Source organism: Mycobacterium sp. PSTR-4-N (assembly GCF_022348085.1).
Classification (GTDB): Bacteria; Actinomycetota; Actinomycetes; order Mycobacteriales; family Mycobacteriaceae; genus Mycobacterium.
On the sequence record NZ_JAKRFN010000022.1, the window covers coordinates 88,087 to 112,043 of the forward strand.

The window sequence follows — 23,957 nt, forward strand, 5'->3', positions numbered from 1 at the left end:
ACGCTACGGGACACCGGACTCTCGGCCGAACAGCACCGCGGGGTTCAGGTACCCGGTGGGATCGAACGCTGCCTTGACGGCCCGCATCGCCGCGATGTCGGCCTCGGTGCGTGACATGGCGACGTAGTCGCGCTTGCGGGTGCCCACGCCGTGCTCGGAGCTGACGTTGCCGTCGTGGCGCGCGATCAGCGCCATCATCGCCGTGTAGAGCGCGTGCTCGGGCTCGCCGGTCAGTGCGCACCGCACGATGTTGAGGTGCAGGTTGCCTTCGCCGACATGCCCGAACAGCACCGGGATCGCGTCGGGCGCATGCTCGGCGACCAGCGCCACCGCGTCGGCGGCGAACGCCGCGATCGACGAGAGTGGCAGCGACACATCGAATTTCAGCGGCGGACCGTAGACGCCGAGCACGTCGGCGACTGCCTCGCGGACCTGCCAGAGCCGCTGCTGGGCTGCTGCGTCGACGCCCACGGCGGGCTCCCCGCGCAGCTCCGCGTCGGCCAGGGCGTCGGCCAGCCGGTCGGTGAGGTCGGTATCACCGGCCAGTTCGATCAGCAACAACCAGTCGCCCTCGACCGGGGCCGCGACACCCGCATGCTCGGCGGTGAGTGCGGTCGCCCTGGCGTCGATGAGCTCGAGTGCTGCGATCCCGTCGACGTCGCGGAACACCCGCGCGGTCGCGAGCAGCGTGTCCAGCTCGACGAACCCGCAGATCGCGGTCACGCGGTGGCGCGGCGACGGGTGCAGCCGCAGGTCCAGCCCGGTGATCACTCCCAGCGTGCCCTCGGCGCCGACGAACAGCGACGCCAGGTCGTATCCGGTGTTGTCGCTTCGTACCTGGCTGTGCCGGTGCACGATCGACCCGTCGGGCAGCACCACGTCCATGCCCAGCACCTGTTCGCCCATGTTGCCGTAGCTGACGGTGCGCAGCCCGCCCGCATTGGTGGATGCCATCCCACCGACGGTCGCCGAATCACGCGCGGCCAGATCGACACCGAAGACCAGGCCGGCCGCTGTCGCGGCCCGCTGCACCTCTGCCAGCGTCACACCGGCGCCGACGTGCATCCGGCGCTCCACGGTGTCGACCTCGCCGATCTCGCGCAGCCGCTCTGTGGACAGCAGGACGTCGTCGTGCTCGGGGACCGTGCCCGCCACCAGGGATGTCCGCCCGCCCTGCACGGTCACGCTCACCCCTGCGCCGCGGCACGCCGTCAGCACCGCGGCGACCTCGTCGGCGGACCCGGGGCGCACCAAGACCGTGGCCCGGCCTCGGTAGCGACCGGTGTAATCGGTGCTGCGGCCGTCGAGCACGTCGGCGTCGGTGCTCACCTGCGAGGCGCCGACGATCGCAGTGAGCCGTTCGGTCAGCGCTTCGGTCATGGGCCCGGTGTATCACACGAGGACAGGGACAGAAACGCGCCGAGCTCCAGGAGCCGATCCGGGGTGCCGGGCAGGTACTCGGTGAGCTGCGGCGAGCGCACGACCACCGCCAGGTACTTCGCCCGGCTGACCGCGACGTTGAGCCGGTTCCTGTTGAGCAGGAACGCGATTCCGCGGGGGGCTTCGTCGATCGAGGACGCTGTCATCGACACGAACACCACCGGTGCCTGCTGACCCTGGAACTTGTCGACGGTACCGACGCGAACGTCGGCGAACCCGGCTGCGTCGAGATGGCTGCGCACCTGCACGACCTGAGCGTTGTACGGGGTGACGACGAGGACGTCGTCCTGGGTGAGCGGGCGGGTGCCGTCCTCGTCGGTCCAGGTCGTGCCGAGCAGGCCGCCGATCGCGGCGACGATCGCCGCGGCTTCCTCGGGGCTGTCGGTGACGTTGCCGTGGTGCTCGACGGCCAGGGTGCGGATGCCAGGGGCGACGCCGGCGAGCCGGCGCGCAGCAGTCACCGGTTCGTGGGACTGCAGCCGGTTGTCGTACGACAGCCGGGACACTCCGCGGCACACCTGCGGATGCATCCGGTAGGAGCAGTGCAGGAAGTAGCCGCGCTCGGGTGGGAGCGTGTGGTGGCCGTCGACCAGCCACGCCAGCGCCGAGCCGTCCACGGGCTCCGGGTGGGTGCCCTGGCTGACCTGCGGTAGTTGCTGCGGATCGCCGAGCAGGAGCAGATTGCGTGCCGCCCGGGCCACCGCGATCGTGTTGGCGAGGCTGAACTGGCCGGCCTCCTCCACGACAAGCAGGTCCAGCGACGCCGCCGGCACGCGCCGGTCATTGGCGAAATCCCACGCGGTACCGCCGATCACGCAGCCCTCATGGTCGTCGATGAACGCCGGGTAGTCCTTCTCGTCGATGTCCCGCCATGGTGCGCCCGCGGACTTCTTCTTGGCCACCCGGGCACCGTCGACCCCCGCCCGCAGGATGCCGGCGAAGAGGTTCTCCACAACGGCGTGGGCCTGCGCGACCACTCCGATCCGCCAGCCGTGGTCGTTGACGAGCCTGGCGATGACCCGGGCGGCGGTGAACGTCTTGCCGGTCCCGGGCGGGCCGTGCACGGCCAGGTAGGACGCGTCGAGGTCGAGCAGCGCGGCGGTGATGTCGTCGACGACGACACCGGAGCCCGGCAGCGCGGCGCCGCTGCGGGTGCGCGGGGCGCGGCGCAGCAGCAGGTCGGTCATCGCGCTGGGGCGCAGCCGCGGTAGCGCATCGGCGACGTCGCGCGCGGTGGCGGCGATCGATTCCGCCAACGGTTTGGTGCTGATCGGTGGCCCGGGGGTCAACGCGAACGGCACCTGTGTGAAGACGTCGCCGTCCTTGGGTTGCCGCTCGATCACGGTCACCTCGGTGGGGGCGTCGACGTTGTCGCACTCGACCACCGAAACCGTGGCGAAACCCCGCCGGTCGGGGTCGTCGGCCAGGCCCGCCGGTGCGGGCGGGTCGTAGAGCGCGTACATCTCTCGGTCCAGGTCACCGTTGGCGATCTCGCCCCGAAGGGTCAAGCGGCGCTGAGGTTTCCGAGCCCTCGGCGGTGTGTGCCAGTCCTCGGCGATGGTGTGGTCGTCGACCAGGAACACTCCGCTGGCGTCGGCCCACTCCTCCACGGGATTGTTCACCCGGTCGAAGTGGCCCCACCAGAACGGTTTGTCCTCGCGCTGGTGAAAACCTTTGGCGGCAGCGATCATCGCGACGGCCGTCTGCTCCGGAGTGCGCGGTTCCACACCGTCGCCGGCGAATTTGCGCAGTCGGCGTTCGACCGCGTCGGGTTCGGCCGTCTGGGCGCTCGCGCCGTCGACCGGCACGGGACCGCGCGGCGGCACGCCGGCCTCGATGGCGCGTGCCACCAGCCAGTCGCGCAGCCGGCGCGTCGAGCGGCAGTCGTAGCGGTTGTACTCCTCGATCTCCTTGAGCACCGTCGCGGCGTCGTCGGCGTCGCCGGCATCCCGTAGCTCGCAGTAGCGGGCGTATTCGGTGATGGATGCGGTGGCCGTGGTCACCTCACCGTCGCGCAACTCGTTGCCCATGTACAGCGGTTCCAGGCTCTTGATGCTGTAGTTCTCGGTACCGACCCGAATGCTCTTGCGCACCAACGGATAGAGGTCCACCAGCACGCCCTCGCGGAGCAGCTCGTCGACATCCCGTTCGCCGACTCCGTAGCGGCCCGCCAACCGCAGCAGCGTGCTCTTCTCGTACGCCGCGTAGTGGTAGATGTGCATGCGCGGGTAGCGTCGCCGCCTCTTGCGCACCATGTCGAGGAACGCGATCAGCGCCGCGCGTTCATCGGCACGGGTATGCGCCCACAGCGGGGAGAACTCGTCGGCGACGGTCAGCACACCCCAGAGGTATTCCAGGCCCCACTCGTGGCCGTCGGCGGTCCACAGCGGGTCACCCTCGAAGTCGAAGAACAGATCGCCCTTGTCGGCGTCGGGTAGCACCATCAGCGGTTGCGCATCGACGACGCGGTACGGCGGCTTGCCGTCGATCCGGTCGGCGAGCTGCAGCCGGGCCTGCGCAGTCAGCGCGTCGACGGTGCGGGGGGACAGGTCGGCGACGGGGCCTTTATGTGCGGCCAGTTCGTGCACCGTGACGACGCCGGCGTCGAGCAACCGGGCACGCTGGCTGACCCGCATGCCCGCGACCAGCAGCAGATCGTCGTGCGCGCGCACCTGCTCCTCGCAGTCCGCGCAGCGGAAACAGGCGCGCACGGACTCGTCTTCCCACGCCGCCGGGAGGCCGCCGGCCTCGTGCCGGTCGAGCAGGTGCTGGAGCGCGGCGCGGCGGGGCCGATACACCGGCAACAGCTCGTCGACGGGGTAGCTGACGGTGGCGCCGTCGCCGAGGAGGAGGTCGACCTCCGGCGCGACGGGCACGCCCGCTGCGGCCAGCGTGTCGACGTAGGCGGCCAGCTGCAGCAGGGCCTCGACCTTCACCGAGCGCGCCAGCTTGGTGTCGCGCAGGCGATAGCGCGGGCCGTGCTCAGACTCTTCCAGCAACAGGAAGTCGGCGAACCCCACGAATCTGCCGTCGAACATCGCGGCCTGGTAGATGACCGGCGCCCGCCGCTCGATCGCCCGCAGCGTCTGCTGCGCCGCCGCGGTCAGGCCGGCGAGGGTGTGGTCCGGCCGGCCGATGACGGTGATCTCTGCATCGGCGCGCAGTTCATCGAGGTGTCGCTGCTCGTGCTCGTCACCCAATTGCGATGTGCGGGCGAGCATCTCGTCGTCCCCGGTGGCCGCCGTGGGGCGGCCGAGCTTGACGTCGAACGAGCGCAGCAGCGCGTACTCGCAGCGGGCGGCCGCGGCGAGATCGGAGGCGCTGTAGACCACTCGGCCGTCGATGACGAACACGCCGCCACTGTAGGACAGCCCACCGACGCCCCACCCGTTCGACCGAGCGCGCCGGCAGACGTCACCGCGGCGTGTTGCCGATCAGCTCCACCCCGCTGCCGTTCCAGCGAAACTTCACGATGCTGTCCAGCCCGGGCATGCCGCCGGAGTACTTCAGCGCGACGGTGTCGCCGGTGGTGCCGGTGCTGTCCAGACCGTTGAAGCCGTAGGTGTCGGGCACACCGGTGGGGATGAACTTGCCGCGGTGGAACAGCACGGCGCGGGTGTTCGGGTTCTCCGAATTGGTGTTGGCCGTGACGATCACCGCCGAGAGCTGCGCGCACTCGTTGTAGTTGCCGGCCACCGGCGCGGGGCGCCACCCCTGCTTGCTGCGCGGATCGCGGGGGAGCTCGGAAACCGCCCGCGCGATCTCCGGGGCGGCCAGGTCGACTGCGCACGGATCCGCGGCGGGGGCCGGACCTGGCGGCGGCCCGACCGGGGCCACGGTGGGCGCCGGCGCAGCCGGCGAGGTTTCCGAGACCGTCGGACCCGGCGTCTTCGATGCTGTCGAATCACCTGAACCGCAGCCCGTGAGGACGAGGGCTGCGGCACCCATCACTGCTGCCCACTTCACAACAGGCGACCGTACCGGGCCCGCCTCGACACCGGCCATCAGGCGCGCGGCGGGAGGAAGCCGAAAAGGGCACTAGACTGCCATCACGATGACCTCCTCGGATGTGACCCCCGCCAGCACGGATGTGTCAGGCGACACGACCTTCGCCGACCTGCACATCCACCCCTCTGTGCTCCAGGCGGTCAACGACGTCGGCTACGAATCGCCGTCGCCGATCCAGGCGGCCACCATCCCCGCGATGCTGGCCGGCTCCGACGTCGTCGGACTGGCCCAGACCGGAACCGGCAAGACCGCGGCGTTCGCCATCCCGATCCTGAGCAAGATCGACACCTCGAGCCGCGCCACGCAGGCGCTGGTGCTCGCCCCGACGCGGGAGCTCGCGCTGCAGGTGGCCGAGGCGTTCAGCCGGTACGGCGCCCATCTGAACGTCAACGTGCTGCCCGTGTACGGCGGCAGCTCCTACGGCCCGCAGCTGGCCGGCCTCAAGCGGGGCGCCCAGATCGTCGTCGGCACCCCGGGCCGGGTGATCGACCATCTGGAGAAGGGCACGCTCGACGTCAGCCACCTCGACTACATGGTGCTCGACGAGGCCGACGAGATGCTGCAGATGGGCTTCGCGGAGGACGTCGAGCGGATCCTGGCCGACACCCCGGAGTACAAGCAGGTCGCTCTGTTCTCGGCGACCATGCCGCCGGCGATCAAGAAGATCACCGCCAAGTACCTGCACGACCCGGTCGAGGTCACGGTCAAGTCGAAGACCCAGACGGCCGAGAACATCACCCAGCGCTACCTGCAGGTGTCGTATCCCCGGAAGATGGACGCGCTGACCCGGCTGCTCGAGACCGAGCAGGGCGACGCGATGATCGTCTTCGTCCGGACCAAGCAGGCCACCGAGGAGGTGGCCGAGAAACTGAAGGCCCGCGGCTTCGCGGCGGCCGCGATCAACGGCGACATCCCGCAGGCGGTCCGGGAGCGCACGATCAACGCGCTCAAGGACGGCTCGATCGACATCCTGGTCGCCACCGACGTCGCCGCCCGCGGCTTGGACGTCGAGCGCATCTCGCACGTCGTGAACTTCGACATTCCGCACGACCCCGAGTCCTATGTGCACCGGATCGGGCGCACCGGCCGTGCGGGCCGGTCGGGCACCGCGCTGCTGTTCGTGACACCCCGCGAACGACACCTGCTCGGTGCCATCGAGCGGGTGACGCGGCAGAAGCTGGTCGAGATCGAGCTGCCGTCGGTCGAGGACGTCAACGAGCGGCGGGTGCAGAAGTTCCGCGATTCGATCACCGAGGCGCTTGCCGCGCCGGGCATCGAATTGTTCCGGACGTTGATCGAGAACTACGAGCGCGACCACGACGTGCCGATGGCCGACATCGCCGCCGCGCTGGCGCTGCAGAGCCGCGACGGTGAAGCGTTCCTGATGACCGAGCCGCCGCCGGAGAAGCGCCGCGACAAGAAGGACCGACCGGACCGTTCCGACCGCGACGATCGCGGCCCGCGCAAGCAGCGGGAGCGGCGCAGCGATCTGGCGACCTACAGAATCGCGGTGGGCAAGCGGCACAAGGCGATGCCCGGTGCGATCGTCGGCGCGATCGCCAACGAGGGCGGTCTGCATCGCAGCGATTTCGGTCACATCGCGATCAAGCTGGACTACTCGCTGGTCGAGCTGCCGGCCAACCTCTCGCGCGAGACGCTGAAGAAGCTGGAGAACACCAGGATTCAAGGTCAGCTGATCAATCTGGAACCCGATCGCGGGCCGAAGGCACGCCGCAAGTCGCACTAGCGCCCTATGACGCTGTCACGAGACGCCGACGCCCAGGGCGGCCTGGAGTCGGTGACCCCGACCGGCCGGGTGGATTCGCTGACCGGCATCCGCGCCGTGGCGGCACTTCTGGTGGTGCTCACCCATGCGGCCTACACCACCGGCCACTACGGGCAGGGTTACGTCGGGCTGGTGTTCTCCCGCATGGAGATCGGGGTGCCGATCTTCTTCGTGCTGTCGGGCTTCCTGCTGTTCGCGCCGTGGGTGAACGCCTGCGCCGCGGGCGAATCCGCGCCGTCGGTCCGGCGCTATGCGTGGCATCGGGTGCGCCGCATCATGCCCGCGTACGTGGTCACCGTCCTGGCGGCCTACCTGGTCTACCACTTCCGCACGGCCGGACCGAACCCCGGGCACACCTGGGAGGGTCTGATACGTAATCTGACCCTCACCCAGATCTACACCGACAACTATCTGTATTCGTTTCTGCACCAGGGTCTTACGCAGATGTGGAGCCTGGCCGTCGAGGCGGCGTTCTATGTGGCGCTGCCGCCGATGGCCTATCTGCTGCTGGTCGTGCTGAGCCGTCGGCGCTGGCGGCCGTGGCTGCTGCTGGCCGGGCTGGCCGCGTTCGCGGCGCTGTCACCGGCGTGGCTCACGCTGGTGCACACCACGTCGTTCCTGCCCGATGGGGCGCGCCTGTGGCTGCCCGGGTATCTGTCGTGGTTCGTCGGCGGCATGGTGCTCGCGGTGCTGGCGGCGATGCGGGTGCGCGCGTATGCGATGGCCTGCCTGCCGGTGGCGGTGATCAGCTATCTCATCGTGTCCACACCCATCGGCGGGGAGCCGACGACGTCGCCGGCGCTGCTGTGGGAAGCGTTGGCCAAGAGCGCGTTCTACGCGGTGATCGCCACGCTGGTCGTCGCCCCGTTGGCGCTGGGCAACACCGGTCTGTACGCGAAGCTCCTCGCGAGCCGGCCGATGGTGTTCCTCGGTGAGATCTCCTACGAGATCTTCTTGATCCATCTGGTGACGATGGAAGTCGTGATGGTCGAGATCCTGCGGTATCCGATCTACAACGGTTCGGTGTGGCTGCTGTTCCTGGGCACGATGGTGGTCACGGTGCCGCTGGCGTGGCTGCTGCACCGGTTCACCCGCGTGCGATGACGCGCGGCACGACGAATTCGGCGAGCATCTCGGCTTCGTCGGCGTCATCGCGGCCGGGAAACAGCAGCAGTGAGGTCAGGATCCGCACCAGCCATCGGGCTCGCGCTTCGACGCGACCGTCGTCTCCCAGCGAGCCGACGAATGTCTGGGTCACCGCGGCGATCAGCGGTGACTGCTCGGCCATCTCCCCACCGAGTGGTCGGGCAGAGGCCGTGAACCAGGATGCCAACGCGGGATTCTCCCGGACCATGCGCAGGCAGCCGAGCATGCCCCGCACGAGCCGCTCCTCCGGATCGGTGATCGCGGCGATCTGATCGGTCAGCTCGCGGTAGATCCGGTGGGTCTCCCGGTGGACGTACGCGGTGTGCAGCGCATCGCGGTTCTCGAAGTAGCGGTACAGCGTGGCTCTGGAACAGCCTGCGGCCGCGGCGATCTCGTTCATTCCGATGGTCGCGGCGGGCTTGTCGGCGAACAGCTCGCCTGCGGCGTCGAGGATGCGGTCGGCAGCGATCTCGATGCGCTGGGCGGCCAGCCAGTCACTGCCGCTCACCGGGTCACCGTGATCGGCACCGACAGCGGCCTGCGCACGTAACTGCCACCGGCCCAGACGATGCCGTCTTCGTCGACCTCGAAGTCGGGGATACGGGCCAGCAGCTCGGACAGCGCGACTCGGGACTGCATACGCGCCGCGGCCGAGCCCAGGCAGAAGTGCGCTCCGTGGCTGAACGTGAGGATGTTGCGCGGATTGCGGGTGACGTCGAGTTCCTGTGCGTCGGAGCCGTATTCGCGTTCGTCGCGATTGGCCGAGCCGTAGAGGAACAGGACTTTGCGGCCCGCGGGGATGGTGCGATCGCCGATCGTGACGTCGCGGGTGGTGGTGCGGGCCAGGCCCTGCACCGGGGAGGTGAGTCGCAGGAATTCGTCGACGGCGCCGGGGATCAGGGCGGGATCGTCGACCAAGAGTCGGCGTTGATCGGGGCGCTGGTGCAGCAGCTGCACCGAGCCCCCGAGCATGCCCGTGGTGGTGTCGTTGCCGCCGGTGACCATCGTGAACGTGAATGCGAGAACCGACAGCACGCCGGCGATGTCTCCGTCGGCGCCGACTCCCGCGGCCACCAGGTGGGAGACGGTGTCGTCGGCGGGGTCGTCGCGGCGACGCTCGATGAGGGCGGTGAAGTAGGCCATCATCTCGCCGAGTGCGTCGCCGAGGGTGTCGAGTGCACCGCCGATGCCGCCGTCAGCGGTGTTGGCCGCGACGATCGCCTCGGTCCAGCCGTCGAACTTGCCGCGGTCGGCTTCGGGCACGCCGAGGTAGTGGGCGACGACGATCGACGGCAGGGGCTTGAACAGTTCGGCGACGATGTCGCCGCCGCCGCGCGAACGCAACCCCTCGATGCGTTCGACGACGAATTGGCGCACCGTCGGCTCGATCGCCTCGACCTGGCGCGGGGTGAAGCCGCGAGACACCAGCTTCCGGAACTCGGTATGCGTCGGCGGGTCCTGCATGACCATCGGCGGATTGTCGGCCAGGCCGATCATCTCGAGCTCGCCGTAGTTCACGGTCAGCCCCTGGGCCGAGGAGAACGTCTGGTGGTCGCGCGCGGCAGACCAGATGTCGGCGTGCCGGGAGAGCACGTAGTAGTCGTGGTCCGGCCGGTCGACGGAAACGACGTGGTGGACGGGGTCGTGGTCGCGCAGCGCGCGGTACATCGGCCAGGGGTCGGCCCAGGTGTCAGCGGTGGCGAGGGTGAACTGGGCCAAAGCGTCGTGAGACATCGCCGTCGACATGTCTCATGAATACGACGTCGCGCGGACCTGTGTCAAGGGTGTGGGATGCGAAATCGTGGTGGCAACACGTGCGTAGCCATCCCAGAAAGCAGTAGGTGCGCAGCCTTCCGGCTGAAACCTCCAATTCGGCGTTGACCTACATAGTGGGTTCATGTTCATAATGTGAGTAAGCAAGTGTCCGGCATCACACTGGAATGCAAATGTGTTTCAGGTCGACGCCACGGAAAGGAAGCCATGTCGCAAGCGGCTGTCATCACCCACACGGCGATCGCCATCGTCGCCGTTGTGGTGCTCATCGTGAGGTTCAAGTTCAACCCGGTGGTATCGCTCGTTGTCGGTTCGGCCTATCTGGGCCTGGCGGCGGGGCTGGGCGTGGACAAGACGATCGAGTCGATCATGACGGGCTTCGGCGACATCATGGCCGAGGTCGGCCTGCTGATCGCGTTCGGCGTGCTGATGGGCGCGATGCTGCAACGCACCGGAGCCATCCAGCGTCTGGTGGAGACGCTGCTTCGGGTGTTCGGCGCCAAGCGCATGCCGTATGCACTGTCGCTGACGATCGCCACATTTCTGCAGTCGATCTTCCTCGACGTCCTGCTGGTGATCTCCGCTCCACTGGCCCGCAACCTGGCTCGCAAGATCGGCCGCAACGGTACGGCGCGCATGGCGGCGGCGATGGCAATTGGACTCGAGTGTGGCATCGTGCTGACCGTGCCGGGCGTCGGCGCCCTCGCGCTCGCGGGTCTGCTCGGCGTACCGCTGGGCAAGATGCTGCTGTTCGGCGTCCTCATCGTGATCCCGACCGTCGCAATCTCGGTGGCGATCATGTCGTTCCTGTTCAACCACGGTTGGTGGAACGAGGAGCGTGACGAAGGGGAGTTCCTCGGAGCCGAAGACGATGCAACCGATCTCGTCGCTGACCACGAGCCCGTCGAGGGAAGTGTCGGTGGGGGCGGAGTGGCCACCACCGCCGAGACCAGGGTGCGCGCTCAGACCCCACTGCTCGTCCTGTTCGCGCCACTGCTCTGCTCGCTCGCACTGATTGCGACCGGCGCCGTACTCCAGGCGGCCGACATCCACAATGCGTTCGTCACGTTCGTGTCGTCGCCGGTGATTGCTTTGCTCATCGGTTTGGTCGGCACCAGCTTCGTGTCCCGCTACGCGCTGGGCGCCGCGGCGGTCGAGAAGTCCATCGCCACCGGATTCAAGGAGAGCGGACAGATCCTGATCCTCACCGGCGTCGGGGGCTCGCTCGCCGCGACGATCAAGGCCACCGGCCTCGGAGACATCCTCGGTGAGTACTTCCAGGCCACCCATGCCGCACCGCTGCTGATGGTCTGGGCCATCGCGGCCATCCTGCACGTCGCGGTGGGCTCCGTCACGATCTCTGCCATCACGTCCGCGGGCATTCTCGCGCCGGTCGCTCCGATCATCGGGCTCGACCCTGTCCTGATCGCACTCGCCGCGGGTGCCGGATCGCTGTTCCTGGTGCACGTCACCAGCAACACGTTCTGGCTTCTGCAGTCGCTGATGGGGCAGACCACCCGCGGCACGCTGAAGACCTGCTCGGTCGGAGTGTCCGTCGCGTCGGTGGTCGCCCTGCTGCTGATCCTGCCGCTGTCCCTCGTCTTCTAGTAACGGAAAGTCATGTCTGACAACGATTATCAACCCCTTGCCGGCATCCGCGTGCTCGAACTCGGGAATTACATCGCCGCGCCGACGGCCGGGCGCATGCTCGCCGACTTCGGCGCCGAGGTCATCAAGGTCGAACGTCCCGGGACCGGTGACGAACTGCGCAACTGGCGGCTCTACGCCGGCGACACGTCGATGCTGTTCCGCACCATCAACCGCAACAAGAAGTCGATCGTGCTGGACCTCAAGACCGACGAGGGCAGGCGCACCGTGCTGGAGCTGATCGGACACGTCGACGTTCTGCTCGAGAATTTCCGGCCCGGCACCCTGGAGAAGTGGGGGTTGGGACCGGAGCAACTCGACCGGGTGAACCCCGATCTGGTGATCACGCGCATCTCGGCGTTCGGTCAGACCGGTCCGATGTCGGAGCGGCCGGGCTTCGCGGCGGTGGCCGAGGCAGTCGGCGGTCTGCGCGAACTGGTCGGCGACCCCGATCGCCCGCCCGTACGGGTCGGTGTGTCGATCGGCGACTCTATCGCGGGTATCTATGCGGCGTTCGGCACGGTCACCGCACTGCTACACAGGCAACGCGCGAATGTGCCACTGCACCAACGGGTCATCGATGTGGCGCTCAACGAGGCGGTGTTGTCTGTGATGGAGTCGCTGGTGCCCGACCACCTCGCCTACGGCGTCACCAGGAGGCGTGTCGGCGGTCGTATGGAGGGCATTGCGCCGAGCAACGCGTACCCGTGCGCCGACGGCTCCAGCGTGATCATCGCCGGAAACGGCGACTCGATTTTCGGTCGCTTCATGCGTCTGATCGGACGTCCCGACCTCGCCGACGACCCCGGGCTGCAGACCAACGCGAGGCGATGGGACCGGCGCGACGAACTCGACGACGCCATCGCCGCTTGGACCCGGACACTGCCGCGCGACGAGGCGCTCGCCGCTCTGGATGCCGCGGGTGTGCCCAGCGGTCCCATCTACACCGCCGCCGACATCTGTACCGACGAACAATACAGGGCGCGCAACATGATTCAAGAGTTCGACGTCGACGCCGGGAACGGGACGACATCGGTCGGGTTCCCGGGGGTCGTGCCCGTCGTCGGCGGTAGATCGCTGGCCATCCGCAGCGTGGGACCCGACCTCGGTGCGCACACCGACGAAGTGCTCGCTGACCTGCTCGGCCGCCCGCGAGGCGTGGCGTGACCGGCTACGAGTACGCGCCCGGCGTCGAACTGCGCGACGTGACCCTGCGCGACGGTCTGCAACTCACGGGCAAGCGCCTGCCGACCCAGCGCAAGGTGGAGATGGTCCGCACCCTGCTCGCACTGGGCGTGCCCGCTCTCGAGATCGGGTCCATGGCCCGCCCGGAACTGGTCCCGCCCCTGGCGGACACTCTCGACGTGCTCGCCGCACTCACTCCCGACGAGCTGTCGAGATGCTGGGTGTGGGTCGCGACACCGCGGCACGTCGAAAAGGCCGCCGCAGCCGGGGCGCGTAACTTCCAGTACTGCTTCTCGGCTTCGGACGCGCACAACCGTGCGAACATCGGCCGAGACACCGAGGCGAGCATCGCCGCTATGCCCGAGGCGATCGAGCGGGCCGAGCGAGTCGGCGGTGCGGTCCAATTGTGTATCGCCACGGCGTTCACATGCCCCTTCGACGGTCCGGTCGATCCGCAACGGGTCCTCGACATCGCCGCTGATCTGCGCACCGAGGGAGCCGCCGACATCGTGCTCTGCGACACCCTCGGGCAAGCGGTTCCCGCGCAGGTCGCCTCTCTCGTGGCCGCAGTTCGCACGTCAACTCCACCGCGGCGCATCGTGTTCCACGGTCACGACACGTGGGGCCTCGGCGTCGCCAACACGTTGGCGGCCGTCGAGGCCGGCGCCACCATGGTCGACGGGTCCCTCGGCGGTCTCGGCGGATGCCCGTTCGCACCGGGGGCCAGCGGAAACACCTCCACCGAGGACATCCTGTACGCCCTGAGGCAGTCGTGGTTCACACCGGACGTACTGGCCGCTCTCGTGGGTGAGACCGAGCGATTGCTCGAGGACGTGGACGAGCCGAACCGGTCGCGGACTGTGCAGGGTGCCCGATCGAAGGCCGACGCCTTCGAATGGGTGATCAGCTGAGCGCCGTCAGCGTGGTACGCGGCCGCCGATGGTGCGGGTGATCTGTTCGGCGTATCCGACGAGGAGATCCACCCACTCCTCACACTGCGCTCGCGACATCCGCAGCGTCGGCCCGCTGATGGTCACCGCGCCCAGAATATCGCCGGCGGCGTCGAACACGGGCGCCGACAACCCCGACGCGGAGTCCTCGCGCTCACCAGCCGTGATCGCGTACCCGTCGGCTCTCGCCTGTGCGACGAGCTGACGGAGTTCGTCCGGGCTGGTGACGGTACCGTCCGCGAGTTGCTCGAGCGGGCCCGCCAGAATCCGTTCGGCGAGTTCGGGATTCCACGCGAGCAGTACCCGTGACGCCGAACCAGCATGCAGGGGAATGATATGCCCGACGTACATCTCGCGGCGCAGCGCATGGTGCGTCTCGGCGATCGCGACGCAGACCCGAAAGTCCCGTTCGGGTTTGAAGAAACATGCCGTCTCGCCGGTCTTGTCGCGAATCTCCTTGAGCACCGAATTGACCACCGACAGCACGTCGAGATCCTTCGTCGCCGTTGCGGCCCAGTAGGCGACGCGGACGCCGATGCGGATCTGGTCACCAGCGCGGTCCAGCAGACCCTGAGTGGCCATATTGCTGACCAGTCGTTGCACCGTGGAGGCGGGCAGTCCGGTGGCCTGCTGGATCTCACCGAGCGTCATCGCCGGCCGCTCCAGCGTGAAGGCGTCCAGGATCTCGGTGATCTTCCCGAGAACCAGCAGCGGCTGCTGCTTCGATGCGGCATCACCCTGGGCCATGTCTCGAATCTACCGGTCCACGATGCTGCAACCAGCCGTCCTGAGCACAATGGCCACGTTCCGGCCGCCATACCGCGAGCCGCCGCCTTCGGATCCGCTGACGCACCCCGGAGGTGTCGGTCGGAGCCTGCGTGCGCTCGATCGTCTGCGCGAGGATGTCGAGCCCGGCAATGTGATCGACGTGGCGGGAGCGATCGCCTGGATACGCGAGCAACGCGATCGCGATCCGGTGCACCGAGAAGGGTTGTTGCGCATCCTCATCGATGGGATACGCAGCTGGCATCACTGATGCAGGTTCCACTGCCCGACATCGCGGGCCATCACGTCGTTGACGTCCACGCGCATGCCGCCGACCAACGGGCCCGGGTTCGACGCCGTGTCCACGATGCGCTGGTAGAGCACGGCTTGCGGGTGGATGCGGTTGCCCGACCACGCCTTCGTCTGCCAGGCCCACCGGTACCCGGGCACGCTGGACGCGCCGACGACACCGTCGGCGATCGCCCATTGGCACACGTCGATGCCGCCGTACACGCCCGTGCGCTGCACTCCGATCACCGAGTTGATGCCCCGAAACCAGGGCAGGGCCACGGTGGTCCAGGTGTCGCGGCTGATGTCCTCGTCGATAGTGAAGAAGATCGGCGCGCTGCGTCCGCCTCCTGCCGCGGTGTGTAGGCCCCAGCCGGTTTTCGCGTCCGCGACGCCACCGGCGAACCCGCGCGTGAAGTCGGACGGCGCTGTACCGCCGGGCTTTCCGTACTGGTAATTGCTGACGATCACGAGGCCCTGCGCATTCAGCGAGCGCGCGTAGGGCAGCGTGATCGGTTTGGCGCCGAAGTTCGATCCGGGCCGCGACAGCGACACGTAGTTGACGACTCCGGCGTGGCCGGCGGCGCGGATGGCCTCGGCGGGAATCTGTGCGGCGGCGAAGTCGATCAGCGTGGGGGCTGCTGCCGACGCCGTGGGGGCGCCCGTACCGAGGGCGGCGGCGCCCAGGCCGGCGGACGCGGCGGCGGCGAAGCGCAGTGCATCACGCCGCGACACCGCTCGGGTGCGCCGGGCGTCGGGCAGATCAGACACGGCGTGATGTTAACCGTGTGACTCCTGATATCGGTGGTGCCACGCGGGAGGGCTGAGCCTCCGACCGATGTCGGCGTAACTCGAGTTATGTCCGGCTCGTCAGAACGCAGCGCCGGGATTGAGGATGCCGTGCGGATCGAGGGCGATCTTGATCCGCCGATTGAGTTCCATCACCTCGGGCCCGAGCTGGCCCGCCAGCCACGGTCTCTTGAGCCGGCCCACCCCGTGCTCGCCGGTGATCGTGCCGCCCAGCGAGACCGCGAGGTCCATGATCTCGCCGAACGCCTGCTGAGCGCGCTGCTCCATCGCCGCATCCGAGGGATCGAAGACGATCAGCGGGTGGGTGTTGCCGTCGCCGGCATGCGCGATCACCGAGATCATCAGGTCGTGATTGGCGGCGATCTTCTCCACGCCGCCGACCAGATCGGCCAGCGCGGGCAGCGGTACGCCGACGTCTTCGAGCAGCAGTGACCCCCGGGCTTCCACCGCGGGGATCGCGAACCGCCGGGCGGCGACGAAGGCTTCACCCTCCTCGGGGTCGGAAGTGGAAAAGACCTCTGTGGCACCGTGTTCGGTGAACACCTCGGCCATGTACTCGGCATCACGGGCGCCGGCGGGTCCGCGATCATCGCTCGCGGCGACCATCATCGCGGCGGCGTTGCGGTCCAGTCCCATGCGCAGTTTGTCTTCCACCGCGTTGATCGCCACGGCATCCATGAACTCGAGCATGGACGGCCGGATCGTGCCGGTAATCGTGACGACGGCGCGCGCCGCCGCCTCGACCGAATCGAAGGACGCCACCACCGTGCAGGCGCCGTGCTGTGCGGGCAGCAGCTTTAGTGTCACCTCGGTGACCACTCCCAGGGTGCCTTCGCTGCCCACGAAGAGCTTCGTCAACGACAGTCCCGCAACGTCTTTCAAGCGGGGACCGCCGAGTCGCACCGCGGTGCCGTCGGCGAGCACCACCTGCATACCCAGGACGTAGTCGGTGGTGACGCCGTATTTGACGCAGCACAGGCCGCCGGCGTTGGTGGCGATGTTCCCGCCGATGCTGCAGATCTCGTACGACGACGGGTCGGGTGGGTACCACAACCCGTACTCGGCCACGGCCTTTTTGACCTCGGCGTTGAGCAACCCGGGCTGGACGACGGCGGTGCGGGTGACCGGGTCGACCGAGATGTCGCGCATCTTCTCGGTCGAGAGCACTATCCCTCCGTCGAGAGCCGTTGCGCCGCCGGACAATCCGGTGCCCATCCCGCGGGGGACGACCGCAATACGGTGGGCGCTGGCCCAGCGCAGGACGGTCTGCACTTCCTCGGTGCGTTGGGGTCGCACCACGGCCATCGGTGTGCCGGCGCTCGGGTCCGCGGCACGGTCCTGCCGATACGACGCCACGATGTCGGGGTCGGTGACAACGGTGCCCTCGGGCAGCGAGGCGGTCAGGTCGTCGAGCACATCGGAAGCCACTCGATCGATGCTACGAGCTTTGTCCGGGCTGCGACCCGCGATCGAGCTCTCGTAATGGCCGCAGGAACAGCGTGGCCACGCCGAGCGCGAGCATCGGCAGCGACAGTGCCAGGAACGTCGCCTGCAGTCCGGCGGAGTCGGCCAACGGTCCGGCCACGATCAGTCCGACAGGCCCGGCCGCGAAGGCCAGCGATCCCATCACGCCCACGACGCGCCCGCGCAGATGCGGCGGCGCCTGGGTCTGCATGACGTAGTTGTAGATCGGGGCGATCGGGCCGTAGACGAAGCCCACGACCGCGCACAGCACCAGGATCAGCGGCAACGGCGGCAGGAACGCGATGATCGTCATCGCGACCCCTAGGGTCAGCACCGCGACCATCATCACGGTGCGGCGCCGGGTGAACCGCGACAGCACTGCGTAACTCAGCGCGCCGACCAGTCCACCGACACTGAGGGCCATCAGCACCCAGCCCAGCTGGGCGGGCTCGTTGCGGTCGGTGAAGTACTTCGGGAACAGCACGCTCTCCATCGGCATGTAGAGCCCCGTCGCCGCGAGATCGACGAACGCCAGCGTGCGCAGTACCCGGTGACGCCACACGAAGCGCAGTCCCTCGACGATGCCGGCCCACACTCCGCCTTCGCGTGCCGACGCATCGGGTGTCCCCGCCCCTTCGAGCCGTAACACCGCGACGGCGGCGATCGACAGCACGAAGGCGCCCGCGGTCACCCACATCGTGTTGATCCCGCCCAGCGTGGCGATGAGCAGACCGCCGATTCCGGGCCCGACGATGTAGGCCAGGTTGAACACCGCCTCGTAGAACGAATTGGCGTGATCGAGCGTCCACCCCGCCCGCTGGGCGGCCTCGGGGAGCATCGTCTCGCGCGCCGTCATCCCCGCTGGATCGAAAAGCGCACCGAGAGCAGCCAATCCGGCCAACACCGCGACGTTGATGGTCTGCACCCCGAAGAGCAGAGCGAGCACCGGGACCGCGGCCACCGACAGCGCGGACAGGGCGTCGGAGATCATCGACACGCGGCGGCGGCCCAGGAAGTCGACGGCGGCGCCGGCGATCAGCGTCGCGGCCAGCAGCGGCAGCGTCCCGGCCATCGCGACCACCGAGGCGTCCAGCGCGGAGCCGGTGCGCTGCAGCACCAGCCACGGGAACGCGACCAGCGAGATGCCGTTGCCTGCGCCCGCCATCAATGCGGCGAACAAGATCAGCAGCAGGGGGCCGCGCCGGCTCATCGCCGCACGGTAGCAAGCTCCTCGTCGGCTACCACGTCGCGGCGACGTTGGCCGCGATCTGCTGGGCGATCGCGACCGCGGTATCGGCCGGATTCGCGCTGCAGGTGTTGACGTCGACGATCACGTTGTTGGCCTGGGCGAGCGCCCGTCCGCATCCCCAGCCCGGCGCGGCGGCCTCCTGGAGGGTCGACACCGTGCTCAGGACGTGGTCGGCGTTGCGGATCTCGCCCACCGTCCACGTCGTTCCGCTCTGGGTGTGCGTGTACTGATGGCAGGCCGGCCACTGCTGGACCGACGCGTCGAAGAACTCGGCGGCCTTCTCGAGGTAGGGGAACAGCACCACGGCCTGCTTGGTGTAGTGCTTGAACGCGTCGCCGTCGTTGAGGCTCTGATCCCGCTCGGCGGTGAAGCCGCTGGCCGAATAGACGGCCGCCTCGGCGGCACCGTCGAGCGCGAGGCACTCCGGCGGTGCCATGATCGCGCTGTTGTCCGACATCGCCGACTGCGACTCGGTCACCGTCATCGGGGGCGACGCCATCGTGTGCGCCACCTGTTCGGGGGTCAGCAGCAGTTTGGGGAGCTCCCGCTCGGTCAACGGGCGCGGGATCATCGTTCTGGGCGCGGGCGACTCGGCGTTGCTGACGGTCGCACCGCACCCCGTCACCAGGATGCAGATGCCGATGACGGCCGCTTTCGCTCGTCGCATGATTCTCCCCACCTCGCTCGGGTTCCCAGGCGATCCATGGTGAGCCGTACTGCCCGCCGGACAGGTGAGGTAAACGGTGTTTCGTGGTAACGATGAACTGTGCTTTCTGGTAACGAACTGGTCGACCGGTGAGGTTGCCTCACCCCCGCACGGGCCGACCGTTCGAGTCGCCGGTGCGCCCTGGCTCGGGATGGCCGGGAGATCCCGCGACAACGCGCACGCCGGTGGCCGGGTCGCCGGCGGAGGTGGCCGCACTCGCGTCCGCAGCCACGACGGTGAAGCAGGTGGATGCCGGTGTGTCGGTGTGCCGGGCGTGCCCCCGCCTGGTGGCGTGGCGCGAAGAGGTGGCGGTGGTCAAGCGGAAGTCGTTCGCCGAGGAGCCGTACTGGGGCAGGCCCGCGCCCGGGTTCGGTTCGACGCGGCCGGCCATCCTGGTCGTGGGGCTCGCCCCCGCGGCCAACGGCGCCAACCGCACCGGCCGCGTCTTCACCGGTGACCGATCCGGCGACTTCCTGTTCGCGTCCATGCACCGCACCGGGCTGGCGAATCAGCCGGTGGCCGTCGACAGCGGAGACGGGCTGTCGCTCAACGATATTCGCGTCGCCGCTGCGGTCCGGTGCGCGCCCCCGGGCAACGCGCCCACCCCGGTCGAGCGCAACACGTGCGCGCCGTGGCTGGACGCGGAGTGGCGCCTGGTCGGCCCCTACGTCCGGGTGATCGTCGCACTCGGTGGCATCGCGTGGCAGGCGGCGCTGGCGATGATCCGTCGCGCGGGCGCCACCGTCGGAACTCCCGCCCCCAAGTTCGGGCACGGCTTGACGGCGGCCCTGCACCCCCCGCAGGGCGAGATCGTGCTGCTGGGCTGCTATCACCCCAGCCAGCAGAACACCTTCACCGGCCGGTTGACCCCGGCGATGATGGACGAGATCTTCATCCGCGCCCGCACAGAAGGGAACGTCGCGGGGCCCTGAGGCGTTACACGTTCAATGCGTCTCTCTGTCCTCGACCTCGTCCCCGTCCGCTCCGACCAGACCACCTCGGATGCGCTGGCCGCGACGACGCGCCTGGCCCAGGCCGCCGATCGCCTCGGCTACACCCGGTACTGGGTGGCCGAGCACCACAACATGCCGTCGGTCGCGGCGACCAGCCCCCCGGTCCTGCTGGCACACCTGGCTGCGCACACGTCGGCGCTGCGGCTGGGCTCGGGCGGGGTGATGCTGCCCAACCATGCGCCGCTGGCGGTGGCCGAGCAGTTCGCGCTGCTCGAGGCCGCTCACCCCGGCCGCATCGACCTGGGCATCGGCCGTGCCCCGGGCTCCGATCCCGTCACGTCGATGGCGCTGCGTGGTGCCGCGGGTCGCGACGATCGCGACATCGAGGCATTCCCCGAGTACCTCGACGATGTCGTCGCGCTGATGGGCCGTAAGGGAGTGCGCGTCGCTCTGCCGCGCGACCTGATGAGGGACAACTACATCCTCAAAGCCACGCCGGCGGCCGCATCGGAGCCCAGGTTGTGGCTGCTGGGCTCATCGATGTACTCGGCGCACCTCGCCGCGGCGAAGGGTCTGCCCTATGTGTTCGCGCACCACTTCTCCGGCCAGGGCACCGCGGAGGCGCTGCAGACCTATCGCGACGAGTTCCGGCCCAGCGAGTTGACGCCCGAGCCGGTCACGTTCCTGACCGTCAACGCGGTGGTGGCCGAAACCCGCGATGAGGCACTGCGATTGGTGTTGCCCAACCTGCAGATGATGGCGCGGTTGCGCACCGGAGCACCGCTGGCGGCCGTCGATCTGGTGGAGGACGCCGAGGCGGTCGATCTGGGTCCGCGCGCCCAGTCCGTCATCGACCACGGTCTACGGCAAGCGGTTGTAGGAAGCCCTTCGGAGGCCGCCGCGCAGGTCCGCGAGCTCGCGTCCGCGTTCGACGTCGACGAGGTGATGGTTCACCCCGTCGCTTCCGCACACCGCGGCGTGGACCCAGCCACCTCGCCGGCGCGGGAGGCCACGCTTGAACTGCTCGCCAAAGAGCTGTTCTAGCTCTTCGGCGTTAGTCGGACCAGGGGGATCTTGCGGCTGGTGCGGCGCTGGTAGCCGTTGTAGCGGTTGCTGTTGTCGCGGTTGACCAATTCCCACAGTCGCGGATAGTCCGGATCGTCGGCGAGCACCGGTGTCGCCGTCACGGCCAGCTTCTTCGGCCCGAAGTTGATCTCGATGTCGGGGTTCGCTTTGAGGTTGTGATACCAGCCGGGCGCGCGGGGATCGCCACCCTTGGAAGCCACGACGTAGTAATGCCTTCCGTCGGGGAAGTACGACAGCGTGTTGGTGCGGTGCTTACCGGTCTTGGCGCCCACGGTGTGCAGCAGCAGGCTCGGCGGGACGCCGGGCAGCGGAATGCGATGGCCGATACGACCATTGGTGCGCTTGTAAAGGGAGTCGTGCAGCATCAGCAGCCGGATGCCGACGTTCTGCTCGACCCACTGGGAGATGTTCATCTGGTCAATCCAACTCGGCGGCGTCGATCTGCGCCAGTGCCTCGCGCAGGAGTCGTCCGGTCTCTTCCCGGTCGCCGTCGCGGCGCACCAGCATGCCCTTCGCGAACGACAGCTTGTCGCCGTCGCGGCGCGGGACCACGTGCAGATGGATGTGGAACACCGTCTGAAAGGCGGCCTTGCCGTCGTTGATCGCGATGTTGTTGCCGTCGGCGTGCAGGCCGGACGCCCGCGCCGCCCTGGCGATGCGCTGACCCAGCGTCGCCATCGCGGCCACCGTCGCGGGCGGGGTGTCGGTCAGGTCGACGGTGTGCCGTTTCGGGATCACCAGGGTGTGGCCACGGGTGAACGGGCGGATGTCGAGGATCGCCAGGAGGTCGTCGTCCTCGTGGATCGTGATGGCCGGGGCCTCACCGGCGACGATGGCGCAGAAGACGCAGGACATCCGCTCACGGTAGCGACTGTGCCATTGGCTCGATGATCTGGCGCCAGGCAGCCAGCTTGGTCTCGAACGGTGCGGTGTGCGCGGGGCTGGTGGACGGGAGTCGCGTAGTGGGCAAAGACTTCGTCGTATGGACGAGGCGCTGGTAGTTCTTCGCCGCGGCAGCCCCGTTGAAGTACACGCGATCGATGCGGGGGTGTGCGGCGAAGAACGCGTCGAAATCGTTGGCCACCATGCTGGCCGGCTCGACGGCGAAGTCGAGGCTGCCGGGCCGGCGACACGACGCGAGCACATCCCACACGGCCACACCGGCGTCGGTGAGTCGACGGACGCGCTCGTCGTAGGGTGCGTGTGCGTCGAATCCGAAGAGGGCGGCGGTGATTCGCCAGAACGCGTTGCGCGGATGGGCGTAGTACCGGTGCTGTTCCAGCGATACGACACCGGGCATGTTTCCGAGGATGACGACCTCGGGACGGTCCCCGACGAGCGGTGGAAAGCTGTGCACGATCGGAGACGCCATGGTTCCTGTGTAGCGCACGGTAGGTTGAGCGCGTGGCCGATGACGTCGATGTGGAGGCGAGCGGGCTGCTCGACGGGCTGGAGGGCGATGCGCGCGCCGAGCGGGCCGAGCTGATCCCGTGGCTGTTGAAGCGTGGGGTCAGCGTGGAGCAGATCCGGGCCAGCTCGTCGCCCATGCTGCTCGCCTCGCGGCGGGTGATCGGCGACGACGGCGTGTACGTGTCGGCGCGGGAAGCGGCTGAGAAGTACGACGTCGACCTCGCGCTGTTCGAGCGGATTCAGCGGGCGATGGGCCTGCCGCGCATCGAGGACGCGGACGCGGCGGTACTGTTGCGCGCCGACGCCGAGGCGGCCAAATCCACTCGGGACTTCCTGGCCGCGGGTATCGATCCCGACGAACTGGTGCAGATCACCCGGCTGCTCGGAGACGGAGTGGCGCGGGCGGCCGAGGCGATGCGCTATGCGGCGTTGGCGGCCGTGTTGCGGCCGGCCGCAACGGAACTGGAGATCGCGCAGGCATCGGAGAAGCTCGTCTCGGAGTTGGCGCCGCTGCTCGGACCGCTGATCCAGGACGTGCTGCTGCTGCAGTTGCGGCACGCGATCGAGACCGAGGCCGTCAACGCCACCGAACGCGCGGAGGGGCACCATCTTCCGGGGGCGCGGGAGGTCACGATCGCGTTCGCCGATCTTGTCGGATTCACCAAGCTCGGTGAGGCACTACCGCCGGAGGATCTCGAAAGGTTGGCGCAGCGGCTGGCCGATATGACGCGTGAGGTCGCGGTCGCGCCGGTCCGCTTCATCAAGACAATCGGTGACGAGGTGATGCTGGTCAGTCCGGAGCCGGTAGCGCTGCTGGAGGCGGTGCTCCGACTGGTCGACGCAACTGACGACGACGGGGATTTCCCGCGCCTGCGCGTCGGACTGGCGACCGGGATGGCGGTGAGTCGCGAGGGGGACTGGTTCGGCAGTCCGGTGAATCTCGCGGCCCGCGTCACCAGCGCGGCTCGACCGGGATCGGTGTTGGTATCCGAGAGTGCCCGCGAGGCGATCGGCGACGACGAGCGGTTCACGTGGTCGTTCGCGGGCGCGCGGCATCTGAAGGGTTTCAAGGCCGACGTGAAGTTGTTCCGCGCCCGCCGGGCGGAGCCGGACGGGGAGTAGTCAGCGGCGCCATTTTTGTCAGACCTTCGCACTAGTGTGCGTCTCCTCATGTTTTTGTGGGTAGCTGGGGGTGTAGTCCGCCGCGGCAGAGGTAGATCATTGCGGCCAGTGTTTGGGCGGAGTGGTGGCCGTAGCCGCGGGCGTTGACGAGCCTGGTGGTGGCGTTGAT

22 protein-coding genes are annotated in these 23,957 nt (G+C 68.5%); 9 read left to right on the plus strand and 13 right to left on the minus strand.

Features of this window, described 5'->3' with window-relative positions:
- Positions 1-3: 3 nt before the first annotated feature.
- The 3 genes from MHN84_RS23820 to MHN84_RS23830 form a co-directional block, all read right to left on the minus strand.
- Entirely contained in the window at positions 4-1,380 is a 1,377-nt protein-coding gene (locus MHN84_RS23820; protein WP_241206979.1) for an FAD-binding oxidoreductase, read from the minus strand.
- On the minus strand, positions 1,377-4,793 hold the full coding sequence (locus MHN84_RS23825; protein ID WP_241206980.1) for a TM0106 family RecB-like putative nuclease: 3,417 nt from the start codon (positions 4,791-4,793) through the stop codon (positions 1,377-1,379). Before MHN84_RS23825 ends, MHN84_RS23820 begins: the two co-directional genes overlap by 4 nt.
- Positions 4,794-4,854: 61 nt before the next feature.
- Entirely contained in the window at positions 4,855-5,445 is a 591-nt protein-coding gene (locus MHN84_RS23830) for an LppP/LprE family lipoprotein (RefSeq protein WP_374238414.1), read from the minus strand.
- Between the two features lie 49 nt (positions 5,446-5,494).
- Here MHN84_RS23830 and MHN84_RS23835 point away from each other — a divergent pair, with 49 nt between their 5' ends.
- Positions 5,495-7,195, plus strand: a complete 1,701-nt coding sequence (locus MHN84_RS23835) for a DEAD/DEAH box helicase (protein ID WP_241206981.1) — start codon at positions 5,495-5,497, stop codon at positions 7,193-7,195.
- A gap of 6 nt (positions 7,196-7,201) precedes the next feature.
- Entirely contained in the window at positions 7,202-8,338 is a 1,137-nt protein-coding gene (locus tag MHN84_RS23840) for an acyltransferase (protein WP_241206982.1), read from the plus strand.
- Here the strand turns inward: MHN84_RS23840 and MHN84_RS23845 are convergent.
- Positions 8,322-8,888, minus strand: coding sequence for a TetR/AcrR family transcriptional regulator (locus tag MHN84_RS23845; RefSeq protein WP_241206983.1), 567 nt, complete (start codon positions 8,886-8,888; stop codon positions 8,322-8,324). The two genes, MHN84_RS23840 and MHN84_RS23845, sit on opposite strands and share 17 nt — an antisense overlap.
- Positions 8,885-10,126 (minus strand): cytochrome P450, encoded by a 1,242-nt coding sequence (locus MHN84_RS23850; RefSeq protein WP_241206984.1) that lies wholly within the window; start codon positions 10,124-10,126, stop codon positions 8,885-8,887. Before MHN84_RS23850 ends, MHN84_RS23845 begins: the two co-directional genes overlap by 4 nt.
- A gap of 234 nt (positions 10,127-10,360) precedes the next feature.
- Here MHN84_RS23850 and MHN84_RS23855 point away from each other — a divergent pair, with 234 nt between their 5' ends.
- The 3 genes from MHN84_RS23855 to MHN84_RS23865 are packed head-to-tail and all read left to right on the plus strand — an operon-like array spanning position 10,361 to position 13,896.
- Positions 10,361-11,761, plus strand: coding sequence for a GntP family permease (locus tag MHN84_RS23855; RefSeq protein ID WP_241206985.1), 1,401 nt, complete (start codon positions 10,361-10,363; stop codon positions 11,759-11,761).
- 12 nt (positions 11,762-11,773) lie between these two features.
- Positions 11,774-12,967 carry a CaiB/BaiF CoA-transferase family protein gene (locus MHN84_RS23860; protein WP_241206986.1) on the plus strand — a complete coding sequence of 398 codons (1,194 nt, stop codon included), beginning with the start codon at positions 11,774-11,776 and terminating at the stop codon, positions 12,965-12,967.
- On the plus strand, positions 12,964-13,896 hold the full coding sequence (locus MHN84_RS23865; RefSeq protein WP_241206987.1) for a hydroxymethylglutaryl-CoA lyase: 933 nt from the start codon (positions 12,964-12,966) through the stop codon (positions 13,894-13,896). The genes MHN84_RS23860 and MHN84_RS23865 overlap by 4 nt, the downstream gene beginning before the upstream one ends.
- 6 nt (positions 13,897-13,902) lie before the next feature.
- Here the strand turns inward: MHN84_RS23865 and MHN84_RS23870 are convergent, their stop codons facing one another.
- Positions 13,903-14,682 carry an IclR family transcriptional regulator gene (locus tag MHN84_RS23870; protein WP_241206988.1) on the minus strand — a complete coding sequence of 260 codons (780 nt, stop codon included), beginning with the start codon at positions 14,680-14,682 and terminating at the stop codon, positions 13,903-13,905.
- On the opposite strand from MHN84_RS23870, the gene MHN84_RS23875 reads away from it, so the two are divergent.
- Entirely contained in the window at positions 14,681-14,971 is a 291-nt protein-coding gene (locus tag MHN84_RS23875) for a hypothetical protein (protein WP_241206989.1), read from the plus strand. The genes MHN84_RS23870 and MHN84_RS23875 overlap by 2 nt on opposite strands.
- On the opposite strand, the gene MHN84_RS23880 is transcribed toward MHN84_RS23875, so the two are convergent.
- The 4 genes from MHN84_RS23880 to MHN84_RS23895 all read right to left on the minus strand — a co-directional run bounded on the left by MHN84_RS23880 (position 14,965) and on the right by MHN84_RS23895 (position 19,178).
- On the minus strand, positions 14,965-15,759 hold the full coding sequence (locus MHN84_RS23880) for a DUF1906 domain-containing protein (protein WP_241206990.1): 795 nt from the start codon (positions 15,757-15,759) through the stop codon (positions 14,965-14,967). The two genes, MHN84_RS23875 and MHN84_RS23880, sit on opposite strands and share 7 nt — an antisense overlap.
- A 99-nt stretch (positions 15,760-15,858) precedes the next feature.
- Complete coding sequence (locus MHN84_RS23885) at positions 15,859-17,226, minus strand: FAD-binding oxidoreductase (protein WP_241206991.1); 1,368 nt, start codon at positions 17,224-17,226, stop codon at positions 15,859-15,861.
- Between the two features lie 10 nt (positions 17,227-17,236).
- Positions 17,237-18,472 (minus strand): MFS transporter, encoded by a 1,236-nt coding sequence (locus MHN84_RS23890; protein WP_241206992.1) that lies wholly within the window; start codon positions 18,470-18,472, stop codon positions 17,237-17,239.
- 28 nt (positions 18,473-18,500) lie between these two features.
- Positions 18,501-19,178 (minus strand): sensor domain-containing protein, encoded by a 678-nt coding sequence (locus tag MHN84_RS23895; RefSeq protein WP_241206993.1) that lies wholly within the window; start codon positions 19,176-19,178, stop codon positions 18,501-18,503.
- Positions 19,179-19,306: 128 nt separating this feature from the next.
- Here MHN84_RS23895 and MHN84_RS23900 point away from each other — a divergent pair, with 128 nt between their 5' ends.
- Together MHN84_RS23900 and MHN84_RS23905 are read left to right on the plus strand one after the other, a co-directional pair.
- On the plus strand, positions 19,307-20,149 hold the full coding sequence (locus tag MHN84_RS23900; RefSeq protein ID WP_308192987.1) for a uracil-DNA glycosylase: 843 nt from the start codon (positions 19,307-19,309) through the stop codon (positions 20,147-20,149).
- Between the two features lie 15 nt (positions 20,150-20,164).
- Positions 20,165-21,214, plus strand: a complete 1,050-nt coding sequence (locus MHN84_RS23905) for an LLM class flavin-dependent oxidoreductase (protein ID WP_241206994.1) — start codon at positions 20,165-20,167, stop codon at positions 21,212-21,214.
- Here the strand turns inward: MHN84_RS23905 and MHN84_RS23910 are convergent.
- The 3 genes from MHN84_RS23910 to MHN84_RS23920 are packed head-to-tail and all read right to left on the minus strand — an operon-like array spanning position 21,211 to position 22,628.
- On the minus strand, positions 21,211-21,669 hold the full coding sequence (locus tag MHN84_RS23910; RefSeq protein WP_241206995.1) for a nitroreductase family deazaflavin-dependent oxidoreductase: 459 nt from the start codon (positions 21,667-21,669) through the stop codon (positions 21,211-21,213). The two genes, MHN84_RS23905 and MHN84_RS23910, sit on opposite strands and share 4 nt — an antisense overlap.
- Positions 21,670-21,673: 4 nt before the next feature.
- A complete protein-coding gene (locus MHN84_RS23915; RefSeq protein WP_241206996.1) occupies positions 21,674-22,111 on the minus strand; it encodes an HIT family protein in 438 nt (145 codons plus the stop codon).
- A 4-nt stretch (positions 22,112-22,115) separates the two neighbouring features.
- A complete protein-coding gene (locus tag MHN84_RS23920) occupies positions 22,116-22,628 on the minus strand; it encodes a DNA-deoxyinosine glycosylase (RefSeq protein ID WP_241206997.1) in 513 nt (170 codons plus the stop codon).
- A gap of 32 nt (positions 22,629-22,660) precedes the next feature.
- Here MHN84_RS23920 and MHN84_RS23925 point away from each other — a divergent pair, with 32 nt between their 5' ends.
- Positions 22,661-23,788, plus strand: coding sequence for an adenylate/guanylate cyclase domain-containing protein (locus MHN84_RS23925; RefSeq protein ID WP_241206998.1), 1,128 nt, complete (start codon positions 22,661-22,663; stop codon positions 23,786-23,788).
- The last annotated feature ends 169 nt before the right edge of the window (positions 23,789-23,957 follow it).

Coding starts and splice junctions, on each gene's coding strand:
- MHN84_RS23820 (WP_241206979.1), bottom strand. CDS start 1,380: ATGACCGAAGCGCTGACCGAACGGCTCACTGCGATCGTCGGCGCCTCG.
- MHN84_RS23830 (WP_374238414.1), bottom strand. CDS start 5,445: ATGGCCGGTGTCGAGGCGGGCCCGGTACGGTCGCCTGTTGTGAAGTGG.
- MHN84_RS23835 (WP_241206981.1), top strand. CDS start 5,495: ATGACCTCCTCGGATGTGACCCCCGCCAGCACGGATGTGTCAGGCGAC.
- MHN84_RS23840 (WP_241206982.1), top strand. CDS start 7,202: ATGACGCTGTCACGAGACGCCGACGCCCAGGGCGGCCTGGAGTCGGTG.
- MHN84_RS23850 (WP_241206984.1), bottom strand. CDS start 10,126: ATGTCGACGGCGATGTCTCACGACGCTTTGGCCCAGTTCACCCTCGCC.
- MHN84_RS23855 (WP_241206985.1), top strand. CDS start 10,361: ATGTCGCAAGCGGCTGTCATCACCCACACGGCGATCGCCATCGTCGCC.
- MHN84_RS23860 (WP_241206986.1), top strand. CDS start 11,774: ATGTCTGACAACGATTATCAACCCCTTGCCGGCATCCGCGTGCTCGAA.
- MHN84_RS23875 (WP_241206989.1), top strand. CDS start 14,681: ATGTCTCGAATCTACCGGTCCACGATGCTGCAACCAGCCGTCCTGAGC.
- MHN84_RS23870 (WP_241206988.1), bottom strand. CDS start 14,682: ATGGCCCAGGGTGATGCCGCATCGAAGCAGCAGCCGCTGCTGGTTCTC.
- MHN84_RS23890 (WP_241206992.1), bottom strand. CDS start 18,472: ATGAGCCGGCGCGGCCCCCTGCTGCTGATCTTGTTCGCCGCATTGATG.
- MHN84_RS23895 (WP_241206993.1), bottom strand. CDS start 19,178: ATGCGACGAGCGAAAGCGGCCGTCATCGGCATCTGCATCCTGGTGACG.
- MHN84_RS23905 (WP_241206994.1), top strand. CDS start 20,165: ATGCGTCTCTCTGTCCTCGACCTCGTCCCCGTCCGCTCCGACCAGACC.
- MHN84_RS23910 (WP_241206995.1), bottom strand. CDS start 21,669: ATGAACATCTCCCAGTGGGTCGAGCAGAACGTCGGCATCCGGCTGCTG.
- MHN84_RS23915 (WP_241206996.1), bottom strand. CDS start 22,111: ATGTCCTGCGTCTTCTGCGCCATCGTCGCCGGTGAGGCCCCGGCCATC.
- MHN84_RS23920 (WP_241206997.1), bottom strand. CDS start 22,628: ATGGCGTCTCCGATCGTGCACAGCTTTCCACCGCTCGTCGGGGACCGT.